Genomic DNA, 24,207 nt, shown 5'->3' with positions numbered 1-24,207 from the left:
TAGAAATTCGCTCATAAAACAACAAAGAAAACACCTCAATTACGTATGTTAATACTTATAGGAGGGTATATTAACATTGATTTTTTTAATATACTTTTTCAATTATATTACATATTGTGTTTCTTTTTCTAGTACTCGGCCTTGGCAGATTTATTAAAGAGATAACTTGAAGCAACCACCTTTTTATGGAATAATTAGAAATAGTTTGAATCAATAGAGCTAATTATTAAACGATAGACTAGCATATTTCTAATTTCGCCAAGCTTACAAATAGGAGGACTTTCGTAATGATTGAAATTTTAAGGACAATATTAAACTTCCTAATCTCTCTATTCTCAGGAGAATTACCAATTGTATATTATGTATGGATTATCGCTTTATTTGTCATTCAAATGATCCAGGCTACTCTCAGCTATAAGTTCTTTAAAAAGAAAGATAATTTCAGCACTTATATATCAACAGAATTATTCGCTTTCATCATTCTATTGTTTGGCGGTATGTTAATATCTAAGTTACTTGCCTATATCATAGATGACCCTACTATTAGTATGACAAATGTAACACATTATTTTATTTCTCTGATCATACTAACTATATTTGTCGCTACAGGTTTTATTAAAGATTTTCTACAAATATCTATAAAAAATAAAAATATATTTCTTTTCACCATTTTAGTAATTTCCTTAATAACTAGTATACTTTCATTCAAGTTTTTACCACCTTTAATTGAAGGTCCTTTCTCTCTTTCTAAATCTTTTATAACCACTTTAATTATTATAGTACTCGGGTTAATTGCTCTACTAATTTCTTTAGAGGAACAATATGCAGATGAAAAAGAAACGGAAAATTTATAGTTTCTCATTTATATAAAAGAAAGAGGGAGCTTCCCTCTTTCTTTTAAATCATCCCTTTTAATATCAATCCTAAAACTGACATTATTATCGCACTAATAATAATTCGCAAAATCCAAGTTGTATTTGTACTTATTTTTTCTAATTGCTTATTGATTGTTGCTATGTCTTTCTCATTAATAGTGGTACGCGTTTCTAAATTTCGAATGTCTCTCATCATTTCTTTTTGCTCCGCCTTGAGACTGTCAATTTTAGCGTAAACATCTTCCATATATTCACACCCTCTGTTCATCTTAATAGAAAAATCTATATATATTATGAGACAACCCTCTTACCGGTGAATACATTCCGTATATGTGCGCACCAAATTATTTGCACAATCTAATTATGTTTCCATTCTTCTATATTAAAATTAGCGTTAGGATAAATTAAATATAGAAAAGGAATCCCTTGTTTATGTAACAGCAAACAAGGTGCTCTCCAGCATACGAGAGCACCTAAGATAATTTCTATTGTTTTCATCACCATTTTCATGTTTACTAACTCAATATAGTCAGTATGATTTTATGAAGAGTCTACTTTGTTAGCTGCTTAATGTATACTAATAGTAATACGAAATAGTTCCATTGATAAACTCTCTAGAACAATAAATATACTGGCTGAAACAGACCTATACCCGATATTTTTTCCAGTAACATGAATGGTTATTTCTAATAAATGCGTTTGTATACCATTGTTTTCAAAAATTCCATCCTCAACCTTTACAATATCTGCTTCACAATCTACTTCTTTAAAAGTTTTCAGTAATTTTGTTTCTAATAAACTACAATTAAAGTTTTCATCTTTTATTACGGCAAATTTAACCTTCATATCGATTTCCCCATTTTTAACAAACTAAAATCATTAAATCGATATAAATATATATTATTTTATTAATTAATTCAAAATATATGTTTCTTACAAATTATTACTAAATATCAATTTTAGGGACTGTAAGGCCTTTTAAAGATTTTTTATCCAAAATAGAACTTAATCCACGATTAATCACGTGTTTCAAATACGATATCTTTATCTGTTGAACAACCTTATCTCTCCTTAAAAAACCTTGTTTTCACCCTATTTCTTAACAAGAGTTCTAACCTTAAGTTGTCTTTTCTTTATAAAAAATAGCCTGCCTATTTCTGTAGGCGGGCTATATCTTTATTACACCATATAAAAGGTATACTCTCTTCTCCACTTGAACTTTATGTAATGACACAGATTCTAAATAAATTATTATCTTTTCTATATTCTTATCATTAATTTTTTGTTCATAAATTCGTAACACATATATATGAGTTATCATGCTAAAATTAGTTTATTCAAAAGAAATTATTCTTAATGAACCGATAATTTTTAATACCCTGTTTTAAAGCCTCGCCCCCCTGCGAGGCTTTTTCCTATTTAACTTGAATAGTAGTTATCAACTGTTACTATGCTGCTACACATTCCTATCTTTAGTTATTCAGCATCAGCACACGTAAATTTCTTTCCTGCATCATTTGATTTACAAATTTTATTTATCGATTTTTCGGTTATCTTTTCACTTTCACTAGAAACTTGATCTAAATCCATTCGAAATACTTGTTCAGGATTCTCTTTTGAATTCCCTTCAATATGAATTGTACGATTGAACATCTCAGCCGTGAAGCTGCTAGATGTATCTATCATTTTCACTCCATTATTTTCACCTACATAGCGTTCAACTACTTTTTCAGCTTCTTTAAGTTGCTGAGATGTAGGATACGGGATCGATTCCGCTAAAGTGACTACACCTACTAAATAAGTAATATACAAACCACCTGCAATTAAGATAACTTTCTTTACTGTTTTAAGAATCATGATCTAACTCCTTTTTTCTTTTGCTATTAAAATATATAACTTTCCTAATTTCCATCAATTTCTTTTTAATACATAACATTCTTTTTATATTTCATGCAAAGCACCTCTCTTACTAATTTCCAACTTGATGATACCATGTTATTTATCGTTTTTCAATAAATAATTATTATATTTCATTATTTGTTTGCTGTTTTTGTTTAAAATAATGATAAAACCAAATAACTTTCTTATAAGATTCTTATTCTAATAAGAAAGTCGCTAAAGCTCTCCTATCTTTTACAAAGGATGATGCTAATGTTGTTAATGGCACAAAAAAAGCACCGTCACAAGTGACGGTGCTTTTTCTATGTAAGAGCTACTAGAAGTTTCCCTTCTAGTCTACTCCCATTTATAAGTCCAAAATTGTTCCAGTTGCAGCCATTTCAATGTTGCTGCATCTTTGTTTTTGATTTTCGCATGCGTTTCTTCAAGCATCGCTTCTGTTTGCGAACGGTGCGCACCTAGTGCAGCTAATTTATGCTCGAATACTTCACTAATATTATTTACAACATCCGGCTCACCGAGTACAGCTTCGCGATTTTTCGTAATCGCAACCGCATGAATAACTGGACGTTCTTCTTTTGACATACGTGATACAGCGCGAACGACAGCGCGGCCAAATGCATCATGATCTGGATGTACGCCGTGCTCTGGATAAAATGTAATAATTCGAGATGGATTTACTTCTTGGATAATTGCTTCAATTTTGTCTGCAACGAAATCAACATCTTCAAATTCTAACGTTTTATCATGGAAACCAAGCATTCTTAAATCTTTGATTCCCATCGCTTCACATGCATCTTTTAATTCTTTTTTACGGATATTCGGAATCGTTTCACGGTTAGCGAATACGTTTTTCCCCATGTTACGTCCCATTTGTCCTAAAGTACCACACGCATACGTTACAGGTACTCCTTGATCTGTTAATAAGCGAATTGTTCCTCCCGCCGCAAATGCTTCATCATCTGGATGCGGAAATACAACAAGTACATGTCTCTCCATAAGTTTCCCTCCTTCTTACTTAAATGGCGTTAAGCTTAACTCAAGCGCTACTGCTAAACGACCTTGATTATCATGCCCTGCTAGTAATAAACGCTCTTTATCGTCTACTTCCCAGTGCGTAATACCTTCAGCATATACCCAGCCGTGATCCATTTTTAAACCAACTCGGTATGGGTTTGTTCCAGTAATCTTTCCGCGCTCAAAGCGAATAATTGCATTTCGAATGAATGCTCCAACTGTCATCATCTTTTCATTAAAGTGTGACGCGTACGCTCCGTTCGTCGTTTCTAAATGAATATATACATCTTTATTTACAAAACGCTCAATTTCATTTTGAATAAGAGAACTATCTTTTACTATTTCCATCGGAATTCACCTCTTTAAACCATTTTACGCAAAAATAATGTAAATTGCTATCTCTATATTAGAGGACAACTCCCACTTTTCCTAATAATTTGCACTGTGTTTCTTTATTTTTTTATATCATATGTAAAATCATCATTTTTTCCTTCACTTTGTTAAATAGTTTTCTTTCTTTTTTGAATTTGCTACAATATATTTTATCCCGTATTCATATAACGGGATACATTTTGACAATTGAATACATACTTTAAAGAAGGTGACATGATTGGAACAATCAGCACATGAAGTAGCAAATTGGCAATATTATTTTGCAATTGCCGTATTTTTAGTCACGTACGGATTTATTATTTCTGAGAAATTGAATCGTGCTGTAATCGCACTATTCGGCGCTGCTATTATGATTATTTTTGGAGTTGTAGATTTACATACTGCTTTCACATCACATATTCAATGGGAAACGATTACCCTTTTAATTGGGATGATGATTCTCGTACATATTACGAGTCAATCAGGCGTGTTTGAGTTTGTGGCCATTAAAGCAGCAAAAGCAGCTGGCGGAAAACCAATCCGTATATTATTATTACTATCCTTATTAACTGCTGGCGGATCAGCATTTTTGGACAACGTAACAACAGTCTTATTAATCGTCCCTGTTACACTGTCCATTACACGTATTTTAAAAGTAAATCCTGTTCCTTATTTACTTTCAGAAGTACTATTTTCAAATATAGGCGGAACAGCAACATTAATCGGTGACCCACCTAATATTATGATTGGATCAGCAAATAAGCATTTAGACTTTAATGCCTTTTTACTTAACTTAGCTCCTATCGTAATTATTATTTCTATCGTGACACTTGGCATTATTTACTTTATGTATCGCAATAAACTAAAAACAACAACTGAACAAATTAATATATTAATGGGATTAAACGAAAAAGATTATATTAAAGATCACAGCCTCCTTTTAAAATCCATTTCGGTTTTAGGACTAACTATTTTAGGCTTTATACTTCATTCGATTATTCATGTAGACGCTGCCGTTATCGCGATGACAGGCGCTACACTTCTTATGCTAATTGGAGTAAAAGACCATGATATTGAAGATGTATTTGCCCACGTTGAATGGGTAACCATCTTCTTCTTCGCCGGACTATTCGTCCTCGTTGGCGGTTTAATTGATATCGGACTTATTTCTTCACTCGCAAAAGAAGTAATCGACGTAACAAACGGGGATATCGGTTTCGCTGCGATACTTATTTTATGGGTATCGGGCATCGCATCTGCGACCATTGACAATATCCCATTTGTCGCAACAATGATCCCGCTTATTCAAGATTTAGCTACAGGACTCGGACTATCTGTCGATTCCCCGCAAATCGAAGTATTATGGTGGGCTTTATCACTTGGAGCTTGCTTAGGAGGAAACGGAACATTAATCGGAGCATCCGCAAACGTAGTCGTTGCTGGTATTGCAAAACGTGAAGGGCATGAATTCTCTTATATGGACTTCTTAAAAATTGGTTTTCCGTTAACAATTATTGCATTACTATTATCACACGCTTATATATATTTACGTTATTTAATGTAAACGTTATGGTGTGTGAAATTATATCGACGGTTTTTAAAATATATCAATCGTTTCTTCGAATATATCAACGATTTTCTAAATATATCGACGGTTCGACAGAGAATATCGACTTACCGACAAATAACGACACTAAAAAAGGTATGCAGCGTTAAACTGCATACCTTTTTTATCACCAAAATATACCTATAATTGCTAACCCACCTAAAATCATACCACCAATTTGTCCAATGATTGCTGGTGATAGTTGAACACCCTTTCGCACTTCAACAACCGGTCTTTCGTGCCTTAGTTGCTGCACTTCACTTTGAAGTTGATGTACACTTCCGTGCAATTCTTTAATTAGCTCTTTTAATTCAGCGACCTCTTCATTTACTGGTTTTGCTTTTTCTAAATTCATTTTGCATAGCTCCTTATAAAGTGAAACTTTAATCAGTGGGGGTTTTGTTCATCCCCCACTGATTATTAGTTGAACCAATCAGACGTTTACGGACAGCCCGACTCCCACCTAACTTCTTTGCTCCAACTGAATTTTAAGGTGGGAGTTTTACTGCCCGTTAACGCGGGATAAATTCAATCCGTACACTGTAAATTTTCGCCAATTCTCATTGTATCTCCTGCATACTACATATATAATTTTGAATGTACTTTCTAACCTTGCAGCTCTATCCATTCATCCCGCAATATCCCCATAATGATACGATCAAAACACTTCCCATCTCTTTGAACCGCTTCTCTCATAGCTTATAATTTAATCGTTTTATTTTGAAAAAGATTCATCGTCATTTCAAATTCCACCTTTTTTAATAACGGGGACACTTATTTTAGTCTATTTATCCCCTTGTTCCATAAACTGCTTTATAAACGGGATACTTACAATAAGCGCTGACATTGGCACATCTCCTCTACATTAAATTAAATTCATTGTATAATTTTTTATTTATTCTAACAATAACAAAAAGGCCCTCCAAATTCAGAGGGCCTTTCCTAATAGCAAAACTCTATTATTTCGTAAACATTTTCTCCGCTTCATCCATTGCCATTTTGTTACCTAAAGCAGAATAGTCAAGCCATGGTTGGTCATTGATAATGTATACGTGTTTGCCTTTAACAGCTTTTAAGTCTTTCCAAATTGGTGTTTCTTGAAGTTGCTTAAATGCAGCTTTTGCTTTATCGTCTCTGTTTACAACAACGAAAATAGCATCTGCATCAAAATCAGGTAATACTTCTTGTGAAATGACTTCGAAAGGACGGTTTCCATCAATTTTCTCTACACCATTTGCAGGTTGTAACCCTAAGTCTTGGAACAAAATTGGTCCCATCGGTCTTTTCGTGCTAAATACTCGTAATTCTTTTGCAGTAACGCGAATTGCCATTACTTTTTCGTTATTACCTAGCTCTTTACCGATTAAACTTTTTACTCGTTTTGATTGCTCTTCGTAATCTTGAATATATGTATCCGCTTCTTTCTCACGGTTTACAAGTTTACCAACTTGTTTTAAATGGTCTCTCCACGTACCTTCATCTAAATTGAAAGAATGTGTTTTTGCAATTTTTTCATATTTCGCTACATCTTTTCCAGCGTATTTTTCATCCACATAAATTTCAGATGGCTTTAACTGAAGTAACGCTTCCATATTCGGATCTGTTACAACGCCCAGTTTCTTCGTATCTTTCAGTTGTTCTTTTGCGTGTGGTAAGAAATCTTTTAAATCTCCACCAATTACAGAACCTACTGGTGTAATTCCTAATGCAAGTAAATTATTCGTTAAGTGAATAGACATAGAAGCGATTTTTGGCTCATTACTTTTTTTCGTTTCCTCTTTATTAGCTTTCGTTTGACCGCATGCTGCTAGTACTAAAATACACACGATGCTAAATAAAATAGTAAGTTTCTTTTTCATATGTTCTCCTCTTTGAAGTATTTATTTTGTTTTTGTAAGTAAATAAAGAAAATACGGTGCTCCTAAAGCTGCCACTACTACACCAGCTGGAATAGAGTTTGGCTCAAATATAGAACGACCTATCGTATCTGCTAGCACTAAAATAATCATTCCGATAATGCCAGCTAAAGGAAGGAAGTGTTGATATGTAGTACCTACTAACTTCCTTGCGATATGCGGAGCAACTAAACCGATAAAACCAATCCCTCCTGCCATCGCTACACTTCCGCAAGATAATCCAACCGCTGTAGCTAAAAGTAGTAACCGTTCTTTTTGAACAGAAACACCTAGTCCTGCTGCTACACTATCACCTAGTGAAAATGCATTTAACGTTTTAGATTTTAGCCACGCATAAGGAGTTAGTATGAAAATCCAAGGTAATAATGCAAGGACATGAATCCAGTCCCTTCCCCACACGTTACCAACTAGCCATCTAGAAGCGAATGTATACGTCTCATCATTTAACTTGAGAGAGAAAAATAATGAAATTGCACTAAAGCCAGCTGAAACTGCAATACCAACGAGAATAAGTCTAATGGGAAGTAAACCTTTTGACCGATCACTCGCAAGTAAAATAATAAGAAATGCAGCTAATACTCCTCCGCCAAATGTAAATAACGGTATTAAAATGGATGCATTCTCATTAATAGAATGAAAGAAAGTAACAAATACGATAAGACCGAAAGACGCACCGGAATGTAATCCTAAAATACCAGGGTCTGCAAGTGCATTACGTGATAATCCTTGCAAAATCGCACCGGAAATCCCAAGGCCAATGCCAGCTAACATGGTGATTATAATTCTTGGCATACGATAATCATATAGCACGGTTGCGCTCTCAAAATCACCATAACCGAAAAGTGTTTGAATTACTTTAAGTGGCGCTATACTCAATGTTCCTGTATTTAAACTAATTAAAATGACAGCGATACCAATACAACCAAATATTGTAGTTACAGTAATAGCTCTCTTCTTATCTGTGTTTAAAATCTTCTTCACTTATAGTTCCCTCCCAACTTTACGTGCTATATAGAGGAAAAACGGAACTCCAATGAGAGCTACCATAATCCCTATCGCAAGTTCTTTAGGAGGGTTTACTGTTCTTGCCCCTAGGTCAGCTAAAACTAATAACATAGCTCCTAATAATGCTGACATAGGAATAATGAGTCGATAATTCACACCAACTATTTTTCTAGCAATATGCGGGATAACGAGTCCTACAAATCCAATAGAACCAACAGCTGAAACAGAAACACCTGCTAGAATAACTACTATAATCATTCCAAGTATCCTCGTTCGATTCGTTTTCACACCTAAATTCGTAGCGACATCATCCCCCATTGATATGAGTGAAATAGACCGCCCTAACACTGTCGCAAAAACAATCGTTATAAAAATAATAGGAACTAAAAATTTCAAGTGTTCCCACTTAACCCCTGCAACACCACCAGCGTACCAAAACGCTAAATCTTGACTTAAGTCATAATAAATTGCAACACCTGAACTTAATGAATGTAAAAGTGCTGCCATAACTGCCCCAGCGATCGTTAACCTCATCGGTGTTAATCCGCCTGCTGTTGCTGATCCGATAATAAAAATGAGTACTGTACTTAAAACCGCTCCAATAAAGGAAACAACCATCAAATAGGAATACGGCATATGCGGGAAAAAGGCAAAACTAAGTGCTACTACAAACATCGCACCTGCATTTATGCCAAGCACACCTGCATCAGCTAAAGGATTTCGTGTTACTCCTTGCATAACAGCCCCAGCGACCGCAAAAGCCGCTCCTACAACTGCTGCGCCAATTACCCTTGGGAGCCTTAATTCGTAAATGATTTGATGCTGCGTTAATTTCGGATTGTAATCAAAAACCGCTGTCCACACCGTTTGCAAATGAATATCCTTTGCACCAAATGCGACGGCCAAAAATATAGATCCAATTAAACATATAATTGTTAAGCTCATAAAACATATAAACTTAATGTGTATCCAGCGGTTATTGCCAGCACGTATAGTAGACTTATGTAACATGTTTCATTTCATCCTTTATATTCAGTTGTTTTTTATAATTATTTTTTATTTATAATTAATATTGATAATAATTATCATTTTCATTTAGATATTATATCCCCACTTTTTTTAAATAGCAAACTATTTTTTACTTTGTTACATATTAAAATATTTATTACAATTCCCCTCTAAAACTTACAAATACATGCAAAATAGACTACTGGTTTATTTTTTTAATTGTAGTATACTTAGTCATTATTTTTCGTTTTTAAACAAAAAATATCTAAGGAGACACAATGTTCTATATAAAACAACTACTACATTTCACTTACGAGCAAGCATTATCTTGCTTATTCCCAGTCGTCATTTTTTTAACACTAGCTCTTTCAAAAATCATAACGATTCCAGGTTTATATCGGTATGATTTCATACTCATCGTATGTCTTCTTATGCAGTGGTTTATGTATAAGACTGGACTTGAGACGAAAGACGAATTAAAAGTAATTACTGTCTTCCACCTCATCGGCCTGTTACTAGAAATATATAAAGTACATTTCGGTTCGTGGAGTTATCCTGAAGAGGCGTATTCAAAGATTTTTGGAGTTCCACTTTACAGTGGTTTTATGTACGCAAGTGTCGCGAGTTACATATGCCAAGCATGGAGAAGAATGCATTTACAAATGTACCATTGGCCGAAAGCTATTTTTGCAATACCTCTAGGAGCAATGATTTACTTTAATTTTTTTACACATCATTTTCTATATGACTTTAGATGGGTATTAACTTTACTTTTATTCATTGTATTCTTTCGCACATTTGTGGAATTTTCATTACGAGGCGTTACATATAAACTTCCACTCGTTCTCTCTTTTTTCCTTATCGGGTTCTTTATTTGGATTGCAGAGAACATCGCAACATTTTTCGGAGCATGGCAATATCCAAATCAACATGAAACGTGGAATCTCGTTCACTTAAGCAAAATTAGCTCATGGTTTCTACTCGTTGTTATTAGCATTATGATTGTTACACAACTTAAACATTTGAAGCAGTTAAAAAAATAATGCTAATTATGTAAAAACAAAAAAACACTTTCATTATCTGTCGTGCTTACTTTTAAATCACTTCCTACTTTTCTTTTTAAGGGCTTTTTCAATCATTTTTCTCTATCCTGCTCAACCTCTTCTTGTAAGCCTTTAATATAACAGAAACTTTCTTCTGTTACATCTGTGCCCTCATATTACAAAGAAAAAAGACAAAGCATCGAATAATCAGATACTTTGTCTACAGTCCGAGGTTGAGAAAGTATTTTCTCAACCTTTTTATTCGTTGTTTTTATTTTCACTCCATATTTTCTACATTTAAACACTTAGTTTCACAGTAATAGCCTTTGCCGCCAACATAAACCTTTTCTATTTCATTCTTGCTATTGGTTGCTAATGTAACTAATATTTCAGAAGGCGATTGCAAAGAATAACCTTGTTCAAATACATAGACTTCTTTTTGCAAGTTGTGCTGTTCATGAAGGTAGCAAGCTAATGCACCATTTGAAGTTCCAGTCGCTGCTTCTTCATTAATGTCGTATAGTGGTGCAAAATTCCTGCATATAATTCGATCGTCATCAAAAGTATATAGATGCATCCCGACAACATTATAATACTTGCTGATTTCTTTAATTTTTTCAAAACTAGGTTGCAGTGCATGTAATCGTGTTTCGCTTTTTATAGGAATTAAAATATCTTTTAAGCCTGTGGAGACAATTTGAATTGGATATTTATTATCTATAGCTTTCATGTCAAAACAGTCGATGAACTCGTTTGGAGATACAACATCATAGAATATCGGATTGTTTTGTTCCATGAATATGCTGTCATCTTTTATGGTAATAGTAAGAACACCGCTGTTTGTTTCAATTGTATAGCGATTCCTGAAAAGTTTATTTAAATGCATCAGTATTGCGAAAGAGCCAATTGTAGCATGACCACATAAATCAACTTCTTCTTTTGGTGTAAAATACTCAAATTTATAATCAGCAATTTCAGATTCTGATATAAATGCGGTTTCCGCATAACCCAGTTGTTTGGCTATTGCCATTTTTTGAGTAGTGGTCAATGAATTCTCAATAAATACCACTCCTGCTTTATTTCCGCCTTTATGATCCTTGCTAAATGCACTTGCAACATACACGGATAGTTTCATAAGACACCTTCCTCATCCAAGGAGTTATATAGAGTCATCATAATTTACAAAAGCATAAGCAGTTACACATTATGAACTACTACTAGCAGAGGAAGTTGCTACAGATGAAGCGGCAATCGTTGCCATCATAGCTGCCTGTTGTGCTTGGATGAGGACTTCTATCATTGTTTGTAAACCTGTGCTGGTAGCTTTACTTTCCTCACCTTTCTGACTTACGAACAGTTGAATAGCAATAAGAATACTCGTATCTGTATGCCAACGGAACAATTTCTCCCCCTGCAATTTTTCAATCAACGCTTTAACAGAATGAATCTCTTTTTCTCCATCCTCAAGTAACGCTAATAGCCCGATAGCTGGGTAATGTATCTGTTTCACTTTTACCTTCTCTTGCTTTAATAACTTCCATATGTTTGTACATGTTGCAACTAACATTTCTTCACGGACATCCTTCTTTAGTGAAAGAATATGACTTAAAAATTGAAGATCATTCCCTTTACGAAAACCAGCTTCCGCTAGTTTCTCATAAAGATATTCCACTCGGTCCATAAGCGTTTCTACATTCTCTGATTGTCCTGCTAGTAAAACTGCGAGCGGGTAATCATTTGTACCTGTAAGAAAAAGATGATCCTCTTTCATGCGTTTATATACTTGCATCGAACGCTGAATGTGCGTGCTATGTTGTTCATTATCTTCAGTTAAAAGCACAGCTGCTGCGAGATAAGTAAATATACTCCGGCTAAAACCACCAGTAACCAATTGTTCATATAAATCTAGAAACTTTCGAAAAGCTTTCTTGTAATCTGTAAAGTGGATATCTAATGTTGCAGCCACTACAAAACGATGATAAGACTTCAAGTATGAAAACATTCCTACCTGATTCTTAATATAACTACTAATTTCTAAAAAACGTCCGAGATCGAACAATTTATCACTACCTGCATACATAGCAGCAATCATCATACCTGTTCGAGAATCACTCGTTTTCCATTTTAGTTCTCCCTTTAACTGTGAATATGTATGTGTATATTGTTCCAGCTTTCGTTCTAATGTAATCATAGTATTCACCCCTATTTCTAGTTCTTCTCTTTTATTATACGTATATTCCATATTTAGGAATACTATAATTAATAATCTCACCATAAAAATGATAAAATTTCTTTATCCCTATATATTAGTTTCTTCTCCTTCTTCATCAGCATCACGATGATAACCCCTAATCCTTCAAGAAGTTATACAAAAAAAGGTAGATAATAATTTATCTACCTTTTTTGTATATATATTATTTAACAATACATCTGTCATTTTTCTCGTTATATGCAATTCAAACTAAAGAGCCTTAATAATACGTTCCATTGCTTTCATTTGACCAATATGATCTGCTTCATGATAAAGCATCATACCGTAAAGCTCACCAACTGTTTCTAGTCCTAAGAATGGCTCTGGCAGTTTATTTTCAAATGCTTCTGCTGGAATTTCGTTAATACGTTTTGCTTGTTCTTTTAATTGAGCCATTAACACGTCTAATGATGGTCCTTCTGTTTTCCATTTAGATGGTCTTGATCCATACCCAAACATACCTGGATATTCAGTTGGTAATTGCTTAAACTCTCTTCCAAACATGAAAGTCTCTGCTGCTGTTAATACATGACCAATATGCCAGCGAATTGTATTATTAAAACCATCCGGCTGTGTATCTACAGTTTTATCATCTAGCGTCTCCATAAATTTAAGCAATTCCCCACGCGTTATTTCCAATTGTTTTAAACCAACTAGTCTATTCATTTTATCGCTCTCCTTCTTGATGTGCATTTTATTACGAACTAATAATGTTCAATTCATTAAAGTTTCATCTTGTTTAATTTATCAGAAACCCTTAAGAAACACACCTAATATGCTTAATAAAAAGGTTCACCTCTTGTAAATATAGAATTACTTACTACACAAATGCTTTAGTAAATAAAAGAGGAGTGTCATGGCATGTTACATGTTTTAAAACAACAATATAATCATATTAGCTCTACAAGAGAAACTCTATTTTCGTTTTTGAAAGAAATCCCATTAGAAAAATTACATAGCACTGTTCCGAATTTCGGGAGCGGTAGCATTATAAAGACACATATTCATGTAGCCGATTGTTATCGATACTGGCTTGGATCATTCGCATTCAAGCAAAAACGAGCAGATTTTTCATTCGCTAGTAATTATGAAATTGAACATGCAGATGTAGAAAAAGTTCGTGCTAGATTTAAGTTAGTAGATGCGACCGTACAACGCTTTTTAGATGAATACACTGACCGATGGCTCGACAATATAGCAAATGAAGTAAAATGGCAAAAAGAACCTTGGAGTACAACGCCGCTATGGCTTTTAACTCATACGGAGACACATGAGTTTCATCATAAAGGACAAATTGTATCTATAGCTAGACACCTTGGATATGTTCCTCCCAATACAGACCTGATTAGTTGATATCAAAAAGCTTAGGATGAATACAAATCGAGCATGTTTTGAAAACCAATCAAAACATGCTCTTAAAATATTCTACCTTACAATCTCCATATCCTTATCAATACCAAATAGTCTCAGCATAATTATATGCATCACTATTCGGAATTGCATGTTTCCCCTGCGCTTGCGCTTTTCTTGGGTCTAAATCATATACCATCGGCGTATAGCATGATGTTTGCCCTTTATTCACAACACCATTTCCTCCCGCACTCCCGCAAGTATATGCTTTTCCATCGGTTTTTCTGACTATCCTTGCATCAGCTTCGTTATTATAAACTGCCGGGCGGGTTACAGTAACTTTTGCCCATGCTGTCTTACATGTCGTGCTAAATTTTAATTCCACATAAGAATTGGAATCAATCCACTTCTTCTCTTTCGTTACTGCTGATTGATCACAACTATTGTAATACGGACTTTTCCCATCATACGTATGGTCTTCCGCATATGCTTTATTATTATTGGTCGTACTAAACACACTAGTTACAACGAGCAACGCCAGACAAAGACATGCACTTACTTTTTTAAAAAGTTTCATAGAATTCCACTCCTTTATTAATAACGTCCAGTTTTCCCATAACCATTATTAAACGTAACCGCTTCAGCATCTGCTGTGTATCCAAAATCTGCAGTTAAATCAAATACCATTCCTGTATACGTGCTCGTTTGACCTGTTTTTATTGTGCCGTTCCCCTGATTGGAAGTGACTGATTTTTGGAATACACCATTTTTATATTTATTCACAACAGCGTACGCATACACTCCTCCAGAAACAGCTGGTGCTGGTTGATCTAATACAAACTTAGCCCATGCTGCATGACATCTATTGCTATAACGTAAATACACTGTCCCAACCTTCTTACTCCCTTCATACACCGCTGTAGACTTTGCATTAAATCCATCTGCATCACATGTTGTACTGCCTCCGTATACTTTCGTTGTTGCTGGATTTTTCCCGTCATAATAACTACTCAGATCGGTAGCTGCAAATGTGCTTTCTTGAAAAGTAAATAATACCCCTACACTCGCTACACTTAACACACATACTTTCATTAACTTTTTAAACATTTTAAATCTCCTCCCTCAAAATAAGTACATATAATAAAGACAATATCCCCCTATGTACGCCCCTCCTTTCATGCTTCCTAGAGGCATCTTACAGAAACGAAAAAATGTTGTAAATTCCCTTACGTTTATTGGAATATACAAAGAAATTTACTTATCCTTTTAAGAAAAAAAGTTGAGAAATACACATTTTATAGCATCCTTTATTTCAAACATAAAAGAACCGATACTTGTTACATGCAAGCATCGGTTCTTTATACAAAATTGCTATTTTTTCTTTTATAGAAAACAAATATTTCTCCACTTAATCCGTTGTAAAAAACTCTCTTGTTACATCAATAAATTGCTGCAGTGGCACTGTCATCCATTTGTCTTTATGCCAAGCGATTTGCGTATAAATCGGAGGAATTGTTTCTTTTAAAACTAACTCCTTTATCGTCCCTTCTCGCATATCTTTTTCTACTACTATAGCTGGTAACACAGCAACACCTAAATCTGCAATGACGCATTGTTTAATTGCCTCGACACTAACAAACTCAATTTTATTTGCTGGATATATGTCTTTCGCACGAAATAACTCCTCAAATAAAGTCCGATATGAGCACCCTAGTTCTGTTAATAAAAGTGTTTCCTTCTCTAAATCTTTTATAGAAACGGAAGTTTGCTCCAGTAAACAATGCCCTGGAGCAACTACTACTTTTAATTCTTCTTTCATAAGCGGCTCCACATGTAAAGCATCTTCTGTTTTACATTCATCCAAAATAAATGCAAGATCGACTTTTCCCTCCATTAATTGTTCCTTCGCATCTTTATTAGAATGTGCTGGTTTAAATATAAGTTTTATTTGAGGAAATTGTGCTTTAAATCTCTTTAATATAGATGGAAGCCTATATGTACACTGACTTTCTTGTGCACCAATCGTTAACGTACCAGCTATTTCTTCATCATCTTTCACAGCCATTTTCGCTTCGTTACTAAGTCCAATCATCTTATCAGCATATAATTGAAACTTCCTCCCTGCTTCAGTTAAGAAAAGACGTTTTCCTAATCTTTCAAATAACGGCGTACCTAGCTCAGCTTCTAACGTTTTAATTTGCGCCGTTACGCTCGATTGAGCAAAGTTTAATTTCTTCGCAGTTTGTGTAAAGTTCAAAGTATCCGCGGCTATTTTAAAGGTAATTAATTGTTTTATCTCCATTTATCATCCCTCTTTTCAATCGAAATTTTCGATTGATCTTATCAAAATAATCCTCTTTGTCTATTGATATTTGTATTGTATGATAAAGAGCATCGACAAACAATATAAATGGAGGTATTCCATATGAAAGCACTTTGTTTCGAAACATTTGGAAATGCTGATGTACTTCAATATAAAGAAATCCCCGATCCAATCATTAATCCAAATGAAATTCTTGTCCGTACGAAAGCAATTGGCTTAAATTTCGCTGATATTTATAGACGCCGAGGCGATTATCATCTCGCTGGTAACCCGCCTTATATATTAGGTTATGAAGGGGCTGGTATTGTTGAAGAAATAGGAACTAACGTTACTACCATCAAGCCTGGAGACCGTATTGCATTTGCTGACGTTCCATTCGCAAATGCAGAACTAGTTGCTGTTCCATCTGAAAAAACAATTCAGCTTCCAAATTCTATTTCTTTTGAAACAGCCGCTTCTGTCTTATTACAAGGCCTAACGGCACATTATTTAACGAAAGATAGCTATCAAATAAAACAAGGTGATATAGCTTTAGTACACGCTGCAGCTGGCGGCGTTGGTCAACTTCTTATTCAAATAATTAAACTACTTGGCGGAACAGCAATTGGTCTTACGTCATCAAACGAGAAAGCAAAAGTTGCCACGTTAGCTGGGGCTGATCACGTATTTTTATATAGTGAAAAATGGCATTCAAAAGTGCTTGAAATAACAAACGGCACTGGAGTAAATGTTGTATATGAATCAGTAGGTTCTACATTAGAGGAAAGTTTTAACGCTACTAAAATTGGTGGTACTGTTTTATTTTACGGAATGGCCGGCGGTAATCCTGCTCCCGTTGATCCGCGCATGCTTATGGATACTTCAAAAACTTTAACTGGCGGAGACCTTTGGAACGTGCTTACTACCTTTGAAGAACGTAAGCAGCGCTCTACTCAATTATTTGATTGGATCGCTAGTGGAAAATTAAACATTGCGAGTCCTACTACATTCTCTTTACAAGACGGTGCTCACGCCCATAAATTATTAGAGAGCAGAAAAAGTACAGGGAAGATTTTATTGATTCCATAATTCATAAAATGAAAAGGAAGCTAGATTTCTCTATCTTCCTTTTCTTATCACTATTTGAGATATTTTTATATTTCCACACTCTCTTTCCCTTTTGCAACATAGCTCATATCTCCAACTGACTCAACTGTATATATTCCATCTTGATATACAATCTTTGTCACACTAGCATTTTCCACGCCAAGTTTTGTTTTACTACTGTCTAGCATTTCTATTAAGGTAGTAATCAAAAGCCCATGAACGACAACTAAAACGTTCCCGCCGCCATCTTTAGCTGCTTCTTCACTAATTTTATCAATCTCTGCTTTTATACGAGTAGAAAATAATTCCCAATCTTCCGCCTGTTTTGTAGGGTCTGCTGCTCTAATAAGATCAATAACTTCTTGAATAGAAAACTTCAAAAGTTCTTCTGGTGATGTAACGCCCGCAGCTTTTCCAACCGCATCCCACATATTATCAAGTTTTTCACCTTCAAAAATACCAAAATTTAATTCTCGTAATTTTTTTCTTTGCTCAAGTTTCAATTTTGATTGCTCACTATATTTTAATACTAAATTAGCAGTTTCAATCGCGCGGCCACTATCACTACTATACGCATTCATAAAATGAATATCTTTTAATCCCGTTCCTAAATTTGTGGCAACTTCCACACCTTTTTCCACTAACGGAGAGTCTGCCCAACCTTGCGCGCGATGGTTCGTATTTAATATTGTTTTACCATGTCTTGTAACATATAACGTAACGACATTGCTATCTGTTTCTCGATTCTTCATTCTTTTTTCTCTCCCTTTACATTTCTATCTCAATATTAACACCTCAATTATTCATTGAGCAAAATATATGTAAGTAGCTTCGCTTAATAAAAAACGCTACCTTTCTGTATATCCATACAAAAAGATAGCATCTTTTATGATTATATTTCTTAACCGATACTCCTACTCAGCAAAAGCACTCGAATATTGTACAACTCCTTCTACACTTTCAAGAGCATTTTCTGTTAATTCTATTACCATAAACACTTCTTCAGGAACTTCAAATGGTGCTTTTATATTCCACTCACTTGCTTTTTTAAAACCAAATTTCGGATAGTACTCTGGATGTCCTAATACTACAACTGATCCGTATCCAAGTTCTTTCGCTTTTTCTAAAGCAGCTACAATAAGCTTTCCACCAATCCCTTTCTTCTGATGGCCCCTAGCAACTGAAACTGGTGCAAGTGCTAATGATTCTTCAGAAGTTCCATCCTGTTCTATCGTAATTTTCGATAACATAATGTGACCGACTATTGCCTCATCTACCGCAACAATTGATAACTCCGGAACAAACGCGTCACATTCTCTAATACGTTTTACAAGTTCATGTTCTTTTTTATCACTAAACTCTTCATGCAAAAATGCTTCTTTTACAACTTCTTCTGTTTTTCTATAATCATTTTTTTGTTCTTGTCTAATCGTTATCACTCTAGATTACCCTCTATTCTTTCTCATTTCTTTTTGAATTTTACGAAGTGCTTTTTTCGATCCGCGCTCAATATCATGTTGCATTTTTCTTTCTTTATAATCGACAAATAGCGTATTTAAATCGTATCCCTCTGGATATAATTCCTTTGCTGCTACTTCTAAAGTAATACGTTTTACATTCACTTCAATGAATTCACCGTTATAATATACAACGACATTATAGAAGTTATCTTTTTCCTTATAGATGATACCAAAATCATCATGATCCAATAAATTTACACGATCGCCAATTTTATACTCGTAATGATTTTCTCTTTTTTCTTGCAGGAATTTCGGTTTTCTAATTTTACTTTCATTCACTTTTTCTAAAGTATATTCTTTATTTCCCATGTACGCTTTCGCTCTTTTCAGTACACGTTCTCTTACGTTCATTTTATTTGCAATCCAAAGTGCATTACTTTCGCCTGATTTACCGATCACTAATTTATAAAGCGGTTCTAGCGTCTCACTATTAAATTGCATTGCTGCATTCATAAAATCATCGTGCATTTCTGAGAAGCGTTTAATTTCACCGTAATGCGTACTCGCAACTGTAATACATCCTGCAAGATAAAACTCCTCTAAAATAGAAATTGCAAGTGCTGCTCCTTCGTTCGGTTCAGTCCCGCTTCCTATTTCATCAAACAATAGCAACGTATTATTATTTGACATCCTCATAATCTCAGATAAATTTTTCATATGTGATGAAAACGTACTGAGTGCATTTTCGATACTTTGATTATCACCAATATCTACAAATAAATTTTCGAAAATAGCAATTTCTGTTTCTTTATCTCCAGCAATATGAAGACCTGACATCGTCGCTAATGTTAGTAATCCAATTGTTTTTAGCACAATTGTCTTACCGCCCGCATTTGGCCCTGTAATAATTAAACTACGATAGTTTTGACCGATTTCAAAGTTTAACGGTACTACTTTTCCACTTAAAAGCGGATGCTTACAATTTACTAAATGAATATGGCCATGATCATTTAACTTCGGCTCTATTCCATCGATTGATTTACTAAACTTCGCTTTCGCAAACACCATATCATACTGACTAATTAATTCCATATTAATTTTTATATGATATATATTTTCTACTACCATTCCTGATAAAGTCGCTAAAATTTGATATTCTTCCATCGCTTCTTCTGCTTTCAAACTTGCAAGTTCCGCATTTAACTTTGTAACCGTATGCGGTTCTATAAATACAGTAGAACCTTTAGCCGACGCTTCAACTATACTTCCCGCAACTTGATTTTTATAAGAAGATTTAATCGGAATCGTATACCTATCATCCTTCTTACTAATAAAGAATTCTTGAATATACTTCTTATTTGCACTACTATTTAAAAACTTCGTTAAACGTTCTTTTATTTTCCCGTCTACCGAATCCATGTTATTTCGAATTCGTTTTAACTCTTTACTAGCGGCAGAATCAATACTATTTCCTTTAATTGAAAAGTTAATTTCCTCTTCAATACTTTTATATTCAGTCATTGAATTTGCATAAGAAGCTAATACTGGTGCAAAAAATTCTTTATCTAACATAAATTTTTTAATCTTTCTACATCCGCGTAAAAAGTCTGAAACACTTACTAACTCTTCTGGATCTAAAATCATTCCTTTTTCTAATTTTTGAATTGTACTAGCAATATTTGAAATACCGAAAAAAGGCACATGCCCTTCTGCATCTAATATAGCTCGCGCTTCGGTTGTTTCATTTAATCGATTCCTTACCACTTTTATACTCGTACTCGGCTCTAATTTATTTATTAATTCTTTTCCTAATCCACTTACACAATAAAATTTCACTATATCCTTTAATTCGTTATATTGTAACTTTTCAAAAGTCATCGTATTCATTTTGTTTCTCCTCACTATGATTGATTTTTATCATAAATGAAGATACCTACTCATTAGATTCCAATGAGCTCTACATTATTCAATTACCATTTTTATACATTAAAAATATATACAAAAAAGCTGCGGGGATACCGCAGCTTTTACATTTACAAGGCATGAGTAATAACATATGAGGAAATAAGCCATAAAAACGGATGGCAATCCCCTGATTACACGCTTTATAAAGTATTGTAGGTATCTTCATAGGTATCGAAATAAATCCATGACAAAATTAGGGGGTATGATATACATAAAAATCCCCTGTTCTTATCTGATTTATTTCATTCAATTTTTCCTATTTAGTACCTACCGCACTCACAAAAAGCACCTCTCATTAATTTATATTATAGTCATTGAAATCTAATTTAATGAAATCATCATACTATATGTTTTATAAGAAGTAAAGGTACCATACTTAATTAATACATATCTATACACTTCAATATCACAGCATGCAGTTGAATTATATCCAACTTTCATTTCAAATTAAATAAGTGCCTCCGCTATTGTGAATGTCATTTACTCTCCCTACTACATTTAATAATTATGACAAGCAATCATAGGAGGTTACTACATGAGCGAAAAATATATTATTTTACACGGAACTGCTCTCGAACCAAATTTAATTGGCCCCACACTACCACCAATTCCACCATTTACATTTCCGAACGGACCTACTGGAATCACAGGACCTACCGGTGCGACAGGTTTTACTGGAATTGGCATTACTGGTCCTACTGGGGTTACAGGACCTACCGGAATTGGCATTACTGGTCCCACTGGAGTTACAGGACCTACCGGAATTGAAATTACTGGTCCTACTGGAGTTACAGGACCTACCGGAATTGGCATTACTGGTCCCACTGGAGTTACAGGACCTACCGGAATTGGCATTACTGGTCCTACTGGAGTTACAGGACCTACCGGAATTGGCATTACTGGTCCCACTGGAGCAACCGGTTTAGGGATTCTTCCCGTATTTGGAACAATAACTACTGACGTAGGTATTGGTTTTTCAGTAATAGTTAATACAAATATTAATTTTACCCTTCCAGGACCTGTTAGTGGAACTACTCTAAATCCAGTAGACAACTCCATTATAATTAATACTACTGGTGTATACTCAGTATCGTTTTCAATCGTATTTGTGATACAAGCTATTTCGTCTAGTATATTAAATCTTACAATAAACGATTCAATTCAATTCGCAATTGAATCACTAATTGGTGGTGGTCCTGGGGTAAGAGCTACATCCGCCAGAACTGATCTATTATCTTTAAACCAAGGAGATGTTCTTCGAGTACGAATAAGAGAAGCCACGGGTGACATTATTTATTCCAACGCATCCCTTGTTGTCTCAAAAGTCGACTAGTTCATTTATTAAAATAACGATTTAGGAATGATAACAATATAAAAAGAAGAGGAAAACTTATATTTCAGTCTACCTCTTCTTTTCTATTAACAATTCACTGCTGAACATATATGGAAACTGATCCTCCACTTACATGGAATTGCCCCCATCCATCCTTATTAATTGTTACAGTATTTGTTTGATTACCCGTCATATCATGCCATACTTCCCCTGCATTATTCTTTCCAACATCCATCCACTTTGATCCTCCCGGTCCATCAGAGATTAATGTTGCTAAACCAGAATTAGCATGTACACTATCACCTTCTCTTGTCCATCCAATCACATCTGGATGGTCTAAATAATCACGCTGCGTACCATATGCAAAGTTTTTTCGTGCTGTCAAAATCGGATCAATTTTATCTTTTAACGCTGGAATTTCATAACTACTATTTCCGCTTGTCCCATAGTAATCACCATAAAAAAGTGAAGGATATCCCTCTGCACGAGTTAAAATAAATGCATATGCCAACGGTTTAAACCACGGACTTACTACAGATTCCAATGACTGACCAGGCTGAGAATCATGATTCTCAACAAGAGTAACTGCGAGTGCAGGATGATTTTGCATTACTGTTCCATTTAAAATATTTCTCATATCATAATTCCCATTTCCTTTTGAAGCATAATGAAAATTGTAATGCAGTGGTGCATCAAATACAGATTGATTATAATTGACTTTCGCTAAATAATTATTTAAAGTTTGGATATCATTTTGCCAATATTCAGCCACCGTAAACATTTCTTTCCCCGTTTGCTGCCTAACATGATTTACCCAATCGCGTAAATATTCATGATCAATATGTTTAACAGCATCTAAACGAAAGCCATCTAAATTTAATTCATTCGCATACCACGTCCCCCAATTTTTCATCTCATTCGCAACATCTGGATGATCAAAATCAAGGTCTGCATACATCAAATAATCATAATTTCCATTCTCACTAGACACTTCCCAGTCCCATGCTTTACCTATACCCCTAAATTTATAAATTCGATTTAATTTCCTTCCTTCATCCCAATCCGTTCCGTCAAAATGATACCATTTCCATTTGAAATTAGAATAATTATCTCCACGTCCAGGAAAGTTAAACCCTGTCCATGCACTAATTTCATAATCACCTGATACCTCAACATTTCGATTGTTACGGTCTACCTCAACAGCTGTTACAGTTTCAGTATAATCTGCTCCACCTTTATGATTCATAACTACATCGCCGTATACATCGATGTTTTGCTTATGTAAAGCTTCAATTGCAGATTTCAATTGTGCTTTCGTCCCATATTTCGTCCGCACTGTTCCCTTTTGATTGAATTCACCCAAATCATATAAATCATATGCTCCATATCCTACATCATTTTGCGTAGTTCCTTTATACGCAGGAGGTATCCAAACAGATGTAATTCCTTTTTGCGCTAAATTTTCAGCATCAGTGCGCAAACGATTCCAATGATTCCCATCACCTGGAGCATACCACTCAAAATACTGCATTAACGTTCCATTGTTAATCGTATCTGCATACACTTTACTCTCCCCATATATACTAGGTAAAAACAAAACAACCGACAAGCCGACTATTGTTATTTTTTTGAACATATTTAAACCACCCCTTCTAAGAAAACGTTTGCATATTTTGTTGAAATTATTATAATATTCGT

The 24,207-nt window shown here is 34.6% G+C and carries 25 protein-coding genes and 1 pseudogene; 6 read left to right on the top strand and 20 right to left on the bottom strand.

The window, feature by feature from the left end:
* Nucleotides 1-287 precede the first annotated feature (287 nt).
* Nucleotides 288-854: a DUF5823 family protein gene (locus AC0L0O_RS07175; RefSeq protein ID WP_473785686.1), complete on the top strand. Its 567-nt coding sequence runs from the start codon at nt 288-290 to the stop codon at nt 852-854.
* Nucleotides 855-897: 43 nt separating this feature from the next.
* Here AC0L0O_RS07175 and AC0L0O_RS07170 read toward each other — a convergent pair whose 3' ends face one another.
* The 5 genes from AC0L0O_RS07170 to AC0L0O_RS07150 all read right to left on the bottom strand — a co-directional run bounded on the left by AC0L0O_RS07170 (nt 898) and on the right by AC0L0O_RS07150 (nt 4,139).
* Nucleotides 898-1,122 carry a hemolysin XhlA family protein gene (locus AC0L0O_RS07170; protein WP_000390469.1) on the bottom strand — a complete coding sequence of 75 codons (225 nt, stop codon included), beginning with the start codon at nt 1,120-1,122 and terminating at the stop codon, nt 898-900.
* A 320-nt stretch (nt 1,123-1,442) separates the two neighbouring features.
* Nucleotides 1,443-1,721, bottom strand: a complete 279-nt coding sequence (locus AC0L0O_RS07165; protein WP_000865013.1) for a hypothetical protein — start codon at nt 1,719-1,721, stop codon at nt 1,443-1,445.
* Nucleotides 1,722-2,351: 630 nt separating this feature from the next.
* Nucleotides 2,352-2,732, bottom strand: coding sequence for a hypothetical protein (locus tag AC0L0O_RS07160; RefSeq protein WP_000601650.1), 381 nt, complete (start codon nt 2,730-2,732; stop codon nt 2,352-2,354).
* Nucleotides 2,733-3,110: 378 nt separating this feature from the next.
* Complete coding sequence (bshB2, locus tag AC0L0O_RS07155; RefSeq protein WP_000439474.1) at nt 3,111-3,773, bottom strand: bacillithiol biosynthesis deacetylase BshB2; 663 nt, start codon at nt 3,771-3,773, stop codon at nt 3,111-3,113.
* Between the two features lie 15 nt (nt 3,774-3,788).
* Nucleotides 3,789-4,139 (bottom strand): YojF family protein, encoded by a 351-nt coding sequence (locus AC0L0O_RS07150; protein ID WP_000407039.1) that lies wholly within the window; start codon nt 4,137-4,139, stop codon nt 3,789-3,791.
* A 262-nt stretch (nt 4,140-4,401) separates the two neighbouring features.
* Here AC0L0O_RS07150 and AC0L0O_RS07145 point away from each other — a divergent pair, with 262 nt between their 5' ends.
* Nucleotides 4,402-5,727, top strand: coding sequence for an ArsB/NhaD family transporter (locus AC0L0O_RS07145; RefSeq protein WP_000438019.1), 1,326 nt, complete (start codon nt 4,402-4,404; stop codon nt 5,725-5,727).
* 169 nt (nt 5,728-5,896) lie between these two features.
* On the opposite strand, the gene AC0L0O_RS07140 is transcribed toward AC0L0O_RS07145, so the two are convergent.
* The 5 genes and pseudogenes from AC0L0O_RS07140 to AC0L0O_RS07120 form a co-directional block, all read right to left on the bottom strand.
* Complete coding sequence (locus AC0L0O_RS07140) at nt 5,897-6,124, bottom strand: coiled-coil domain-containing protein (RefSeq protein ID WP_001047301.1); 228 nt, start codon at nt 6,122-6,124, stop codon at nt 5,897-5,899.
* Between the two features lie 251 nt (nt 6,125-6,375).
* A pseudogene (locus AC0L0O_RS07135) lies at nt 6,376-6,465 on the bottom strand (GNAT family N-acetyltransferase); the annotation flags it as partial.
* A gap of 263 nt (nt 6,466-6,728) precedes the next feature.
* Nucleotides 6,729-7,628 (bottom strand): iron-hydroxamate ABC transporter substrate-binding protein, encoded by a 900-nt coding sequence (locus tag AC0L0O_RS07130; RefSeq protein WP_000728211.1) that lies wholly within the window; start codon nt 7,626-7,628, stop codon nt 6,729-6,731.
* Nucleotides 7,629-7,649: 21 nt separating this feature from the next.
* Nucleotides 7,650-8,666, bottom strand: coding sequence for a FecCD family ABC transporter permease (locus AC0L0O_RS07125; protein WP_000722669.1), 1,017 nt, complete (start codon nt 8,664-8,666; stop codon nt 7,650-7,652).
* Entirely contained in the window at nt 8,667-9,701 is a 1,035-nt protein-coding gene (locus tag AC0L0O_RS07120; RefSeq protein WP_000902706.1) for a FecCD family ABC transporter permease, read from the bottom strand.
* A 275-nt stretch (nt 9,702-9,976) separates the two neighbouring features.
* Here AC0L0O_RS07120 and AC0L0O_RS07115 point away from each other — a divergent pair, with 275 nt between their 5' ends.
* Nucleotides 9,977-10,741 (top strand): DUF817 domain-containing protein, encoded by a 765-nt coding sequence (locus AC0L0O_RS07115; protein WP_000499385.1) that lies wholly within the window; start codon nt 9,977-9,979, stop codon nt 10,739-10,741.
* A 277-nt stretch (nt 10,742-11,018) separates the two neighbouring features.
* Here the strand turns inward: AC0L0O_RS07115 and AC0L0O_RS07110 are convergent, their stop codons facing one another.
* From AC0L0O_RS07110 to AC0L0O_RS07100, 3 genes are all read right to left on the bottom strand, one after another.
* Nucleotides 11,019-11,876 (bottom strand): PhzF family phenazine biosynthesis protein, encoded by an 858-nt coding sequence (locus AC0L0O_RS07110; protein WP_473785685.1) that lies wholly within the window; start codon nt 11,874-11,876, stop codon nt 11,019-11,021.
* Between the two features lie 69 nt (nt 11,877-11,945).
* Nucleotides 11,946-12,983, bottom strand: coding sequence for a DUF4003 domain-containing protein (locus AC0L0O_RS07105; RefSeq protein WP_157405714.1), 1,038 nt, complete (start codon nt 12,981-12,983; stop codon nt 11,946-11,948).
* Nucleotides 12,984-13,202: 219 nt separating this feature from the next.
* A complete protein-coding gene (locus AC0L0O_RS07100; RefSeq protein ID WP_001081142.1) occupies nt 13,203-13,658 on the bottom strand; it encodes a DinB family protein in 456 nt (151 codons plus the stop codon).
* A 195-nt stretch (nt 13,659-13,853) separates the two neighbouring features.
* On the opposite strand from AC0L0O_RS07100, the gene AC0L0O_RS07095 reads away from it, so the two are divergent.
* Nucleotides 13,854-14,345: a DinB family protein gene (locus AC0L0O_RS07095; protein ID WP_000903453.1), complete on the top strand. Its 492-nt coding sequence runs from the start codon at nt 13,854-13,856 to the stop codon at nt 14,343-14,345.
* Between the two features lie 97 nt (nt 14,346-14,442).
* On the opposite strand, the gene AC0L0O_RS07090 is transcribed toward AC0L0O_RS07095, so the two are convergent.
* The 3 genes from AC0L0O_RS07090 to AC0L0O_RS07080 all read right to left on the bottom strand — a co-directional run bounded on the left by AC0L0O_RS07090 (nt 14,443) and on the right by AC0L0O_RS07080 (nt 16,644).
* Complete coding sequence (locus tag AC0L0O_RS07090; protein WP_000765227.1) at nt 14,443-14,919, bottom strand: DUF2690 domain-containing protein; 477 nt, start codon at nt 14,917-14,919, stop codon at nt 14,443-14,445.
* Nucleotides 14,920-14,936: 17 nt separating this feature from the next.
* Complete coding sequence (locus tag AC0L0O_RS07085; protein WP_000473759.1) at nt 14,937-15,449, bottom strand: YjfA family protein; 513 nt, start codon at nt 15,447-15,449, stop codon at nt 14,937-14,939.
* A gap of 301 nt (nt 15,450-15,750) precedes the next feature.
* Complete coding sequence (locus AC0L0O_RS07080) at nt 15,751-16,644, bottom strand: LysR family transcriptional regulator (protein WP_072180449.1); 894 nt, start codon at nt 16,642-16,644, stop codon at nt 15,751-15,753.
* A 123-nt stretch (nt 16,645-16,767) separates the two neighbouring features.
* Between AC0L0O_RS07080 and AC0L0O_RS07075 the strand changes: the two genes are divergently transcribed.
* Nucleotides 16,768-17,733: a quinone oxidoreductase family protein gene (locus AC0L0O_RS07075; protein ID WP_072180450.1), complete on the top strand. Its 966-nt coding sequence runs from the start codon at nt 16,768-16,770 to the stop codon at nt 17,731-17,733.
* A gap of 65 nt (nt 17,734-17,798) precedes the next feature.
* On the opposite strand, the gene AC0L0O_RS07070 is transcribed toward AC0L0O_RS07075, so the two are convergent.
* From AC0L0O_RS07070 to AC0L0O_RS07060, 3 genes are all read right to left on the bottom strand, one after another.
* A complete protein-coding gene (locus AC0L0O_RS07070) occupies nt 17,799-18,503 on the bottom strand; it encodes a histidine phosphatase family protein (RefSeq protein WP_000797132.1) in 705 nt (234 codons plus the stop codon).
* Nucleotides 18,504-18,665: 162 nt separating this feature from the next.
* Nucleotides 18,666-19,190: a GNAT family N-acetyltransferase gene (locus tag AC0L0O_RS07065; protein ID WP_000628695.1), complete on the bottom strand. Its 525-nt coding sequence runs from the start codon at nt 19,188-19,190 to the stop codon at nt 18,666-18,668.
* Between the two features lie 6 nt (nt 19,191-19,196).
* Nucleotides 19,197-21,098: an endonuclease MutS2 gene (locus AC0L0O_RS07060; protein ID WP_428889295.1), complete on the bottom strand. Its 1,902-nt coding sequence runs from the start codon at nt 21,096-21,098 to the stop codon at nt 19,197-19,199.
* Between the two features lie 613 nt (nt 21,099-21,711).
* On the opposite strand from AC0L0O_RS07060, the gene AC0L0O_RS07055 reads away from it, so the two are divergent.
* Nucleotides 21,712-22,509, top strand: a complete 798-nt coding sequence (locus AC0L0O_RS07055) for an exosporium leader peptide-containing protein (protein WP_473785684.1) — start codon at nt 21,712-21,714, stop codon at nt 22,507-22,509.
* Nucleotides 22,510-22,603: 94 nt separating this feature from the next.
* Here AC0L0O_RS07055 and amyS read toward each other — a convergent pair whose 3' ends face one another.
* On the bottom strand, nt 22,604-24,145 hold the full coding sequence (gene amyS, locus AC0L0O_RS07050) for an alpha-amylase (RefSeq protein WP_473785683.1): 1,542 nt from the start codon (nt 24,143-24,145) through the stop codon (nt 22,604-22,606).
* Nucleotides 24,146-24,207: the final 62 nt, after the last annotated feature.

The organism is Bacillus sp. GS3m_15504, from assembly GCF_055825275.1.
Note: the sequence above shows the minus strand (reverse complement) of the source record. Positions and strands in the feature narration are given on the sequence as shown.

Excerpts from the sequence above, each read along its gene's own strand:
- AC0L0O_RS07175 (WP_473785686.1), top strand. The coding sequence starts at position 288 with ATGATTGAAATTTTAAGGACAATATTAAACTTCCTAATCTCTCTATTC.
- AC0L0O_RS07170 (WP_000390469.1), bottom strand. The coding sequence starts at position 1,122 with ATGGAAGATGTTTACGCTAAAATTGACAGTCTCAAGGCGGAGCAAAAA.
- AC0L0O_RS07165 (WP_000865013.1), bottom strand. The coding sequence starts at position 1,721 with ATGAAGGTTAAATTTGCCGTAATAAAAGATGAAAACTTTAATTGTAGT.
- AC0L0O_RS07160 (WP_000601650.1), bottom strand. The coding sequence starts at position 2,732 with ATGATTCTTAAAACAGTAAAGAAAGTTATCTTAATTGCAGGTGGTTTG.
- bshB2 (WP_000439474.1), bottom strand. The coding sequence starts at position 3,773 with ATGGAGAGACATGTACTTGTTGTATTTCCGCATCCAGATGATGAAGCA.
- AC0L0O_RS07150 (WP_000407039.1), bottom strand. The coding sequence starts at position 4,139 with ATGGAAATAGTAAAAGATAGTTCTCTTATTCAAAATGAAATTGAGCGT.
- AC0L0O_RS07140 (WP_001047301.1), bottom strand. The coding sequence starts at position 6,124 with ATGAATTTAGAAAAAGCAAAACCAGTAAATGAAGAGGTCGCTGAATTA.
- AC0L0O_RS07130 (WP_000728211.1), bottom strand. The coding sequence starts at position 7,628 with ATGAAAAAGAAACTTACTATTTTATTTAGCATCGTGTGTATTTTAGTA.
- AC0L0O_RS07120 (WP_000902706.1), bottom strand. The coding sequence starts at position 9,701 with ATGTTACATAAGTCTACTATACGTGCTGGCAATAACCGCTGGATACAC.
- AC0L0O_RS07115 (WP_000499385.1), top strand. The coding sequence starts at position 9,977 with ATGTTCTATATAAAACAACTACTACATTTCACTTACGAGCAAGCATTA.
- AC0L0O_RS07110 (WP_473785685.1), bottom strand. The coding sequence starts at position 11,876 with ATGAAACTATCCGTGTATGTTGCAAGTGCATTTAGCAAGGATCATAAA.
- AC0L0O_RS07105 (WP_157405714.1), bottom strand. The coding sequence starts at position 12,983 with ATGGAATATACGTATAATAAAAGAGAAGAACTAGAAATAGGGGTGAAT.
- AC0L0O_RS07100 (WP_001081142.1), bottom strand. The coding sequence starts at position 13,658 with ATGAATAGACTAGTTGGTTTAAAACAATTGGAAATAACGCGTGGGGAA.
- AC0L0O_RS07095 (WP_000903453.1), top strand. The coding sequence starts at position 13,854 with ATGTTACATGTTTTAAAACAACAATATAATCATATTAGCTCTACAAGA.
- AC0L0O_RS07090 (WP_000765227.1), bottom strand. The coding sequence starts at position 14,919 with ATGAAACTTTTTAAAAAAGTAAGTGCATGTCTTTGTCTGGCGTTGCTC.
- AC0L0O_RS07085 (WP_000473759.1), bottom strand. The coding sequence starts at position 15,449 with ATGTTTAAAAAGTTAATGAAAGTATGTGTGTTAAGTGTAGCGAGTGTA.
- AC0L0O_RS07080 (WP_072180449.1), bottom strand. The coding sequence starts at position 16,644 with ATGGAGATAAAACAATTAATTACCTTTAAAATAGCCGCGGATACTTTG.
- AC0L0O_RS07075 (WP_072180450.1), top strand. The coding sequence starts at position 16,768 with ATGAAAGCACTTTGTTTCGAAACATTTGGAAATGCTGATGTACTTCAA.
- AC0L0O_RS07070 (WP_000797132.1), bottom strand. The coding sequence starts at position 18,503 with ATGAAGAATCGAGAAACAGATAGCAATGTCGTTACGTTATATGTTACA.
- AC0L0O_RS07060 (WP_428889295.1), bottom strand. The coding sequence starts at position 21,098 with ATGAATACGATGACTTTTGAAAAGTTACAATATAACGAATTAAAGGAT.
- AC0L0O_RS07055 (WP_473785684.1), top strand. The coding sequence starts at position 21,712 with ATGAGCGAAAAATATATTATTTTACACGGAACTGCTCTCGAACCAAAT.
- amyS (WP_473785683.1), bottom strand. The coding sequence starts at position 24,145 with ATGTTCAAAAAAATAACAATAGTCGGCTTGTCGGTTGTTTTGTTTTTA.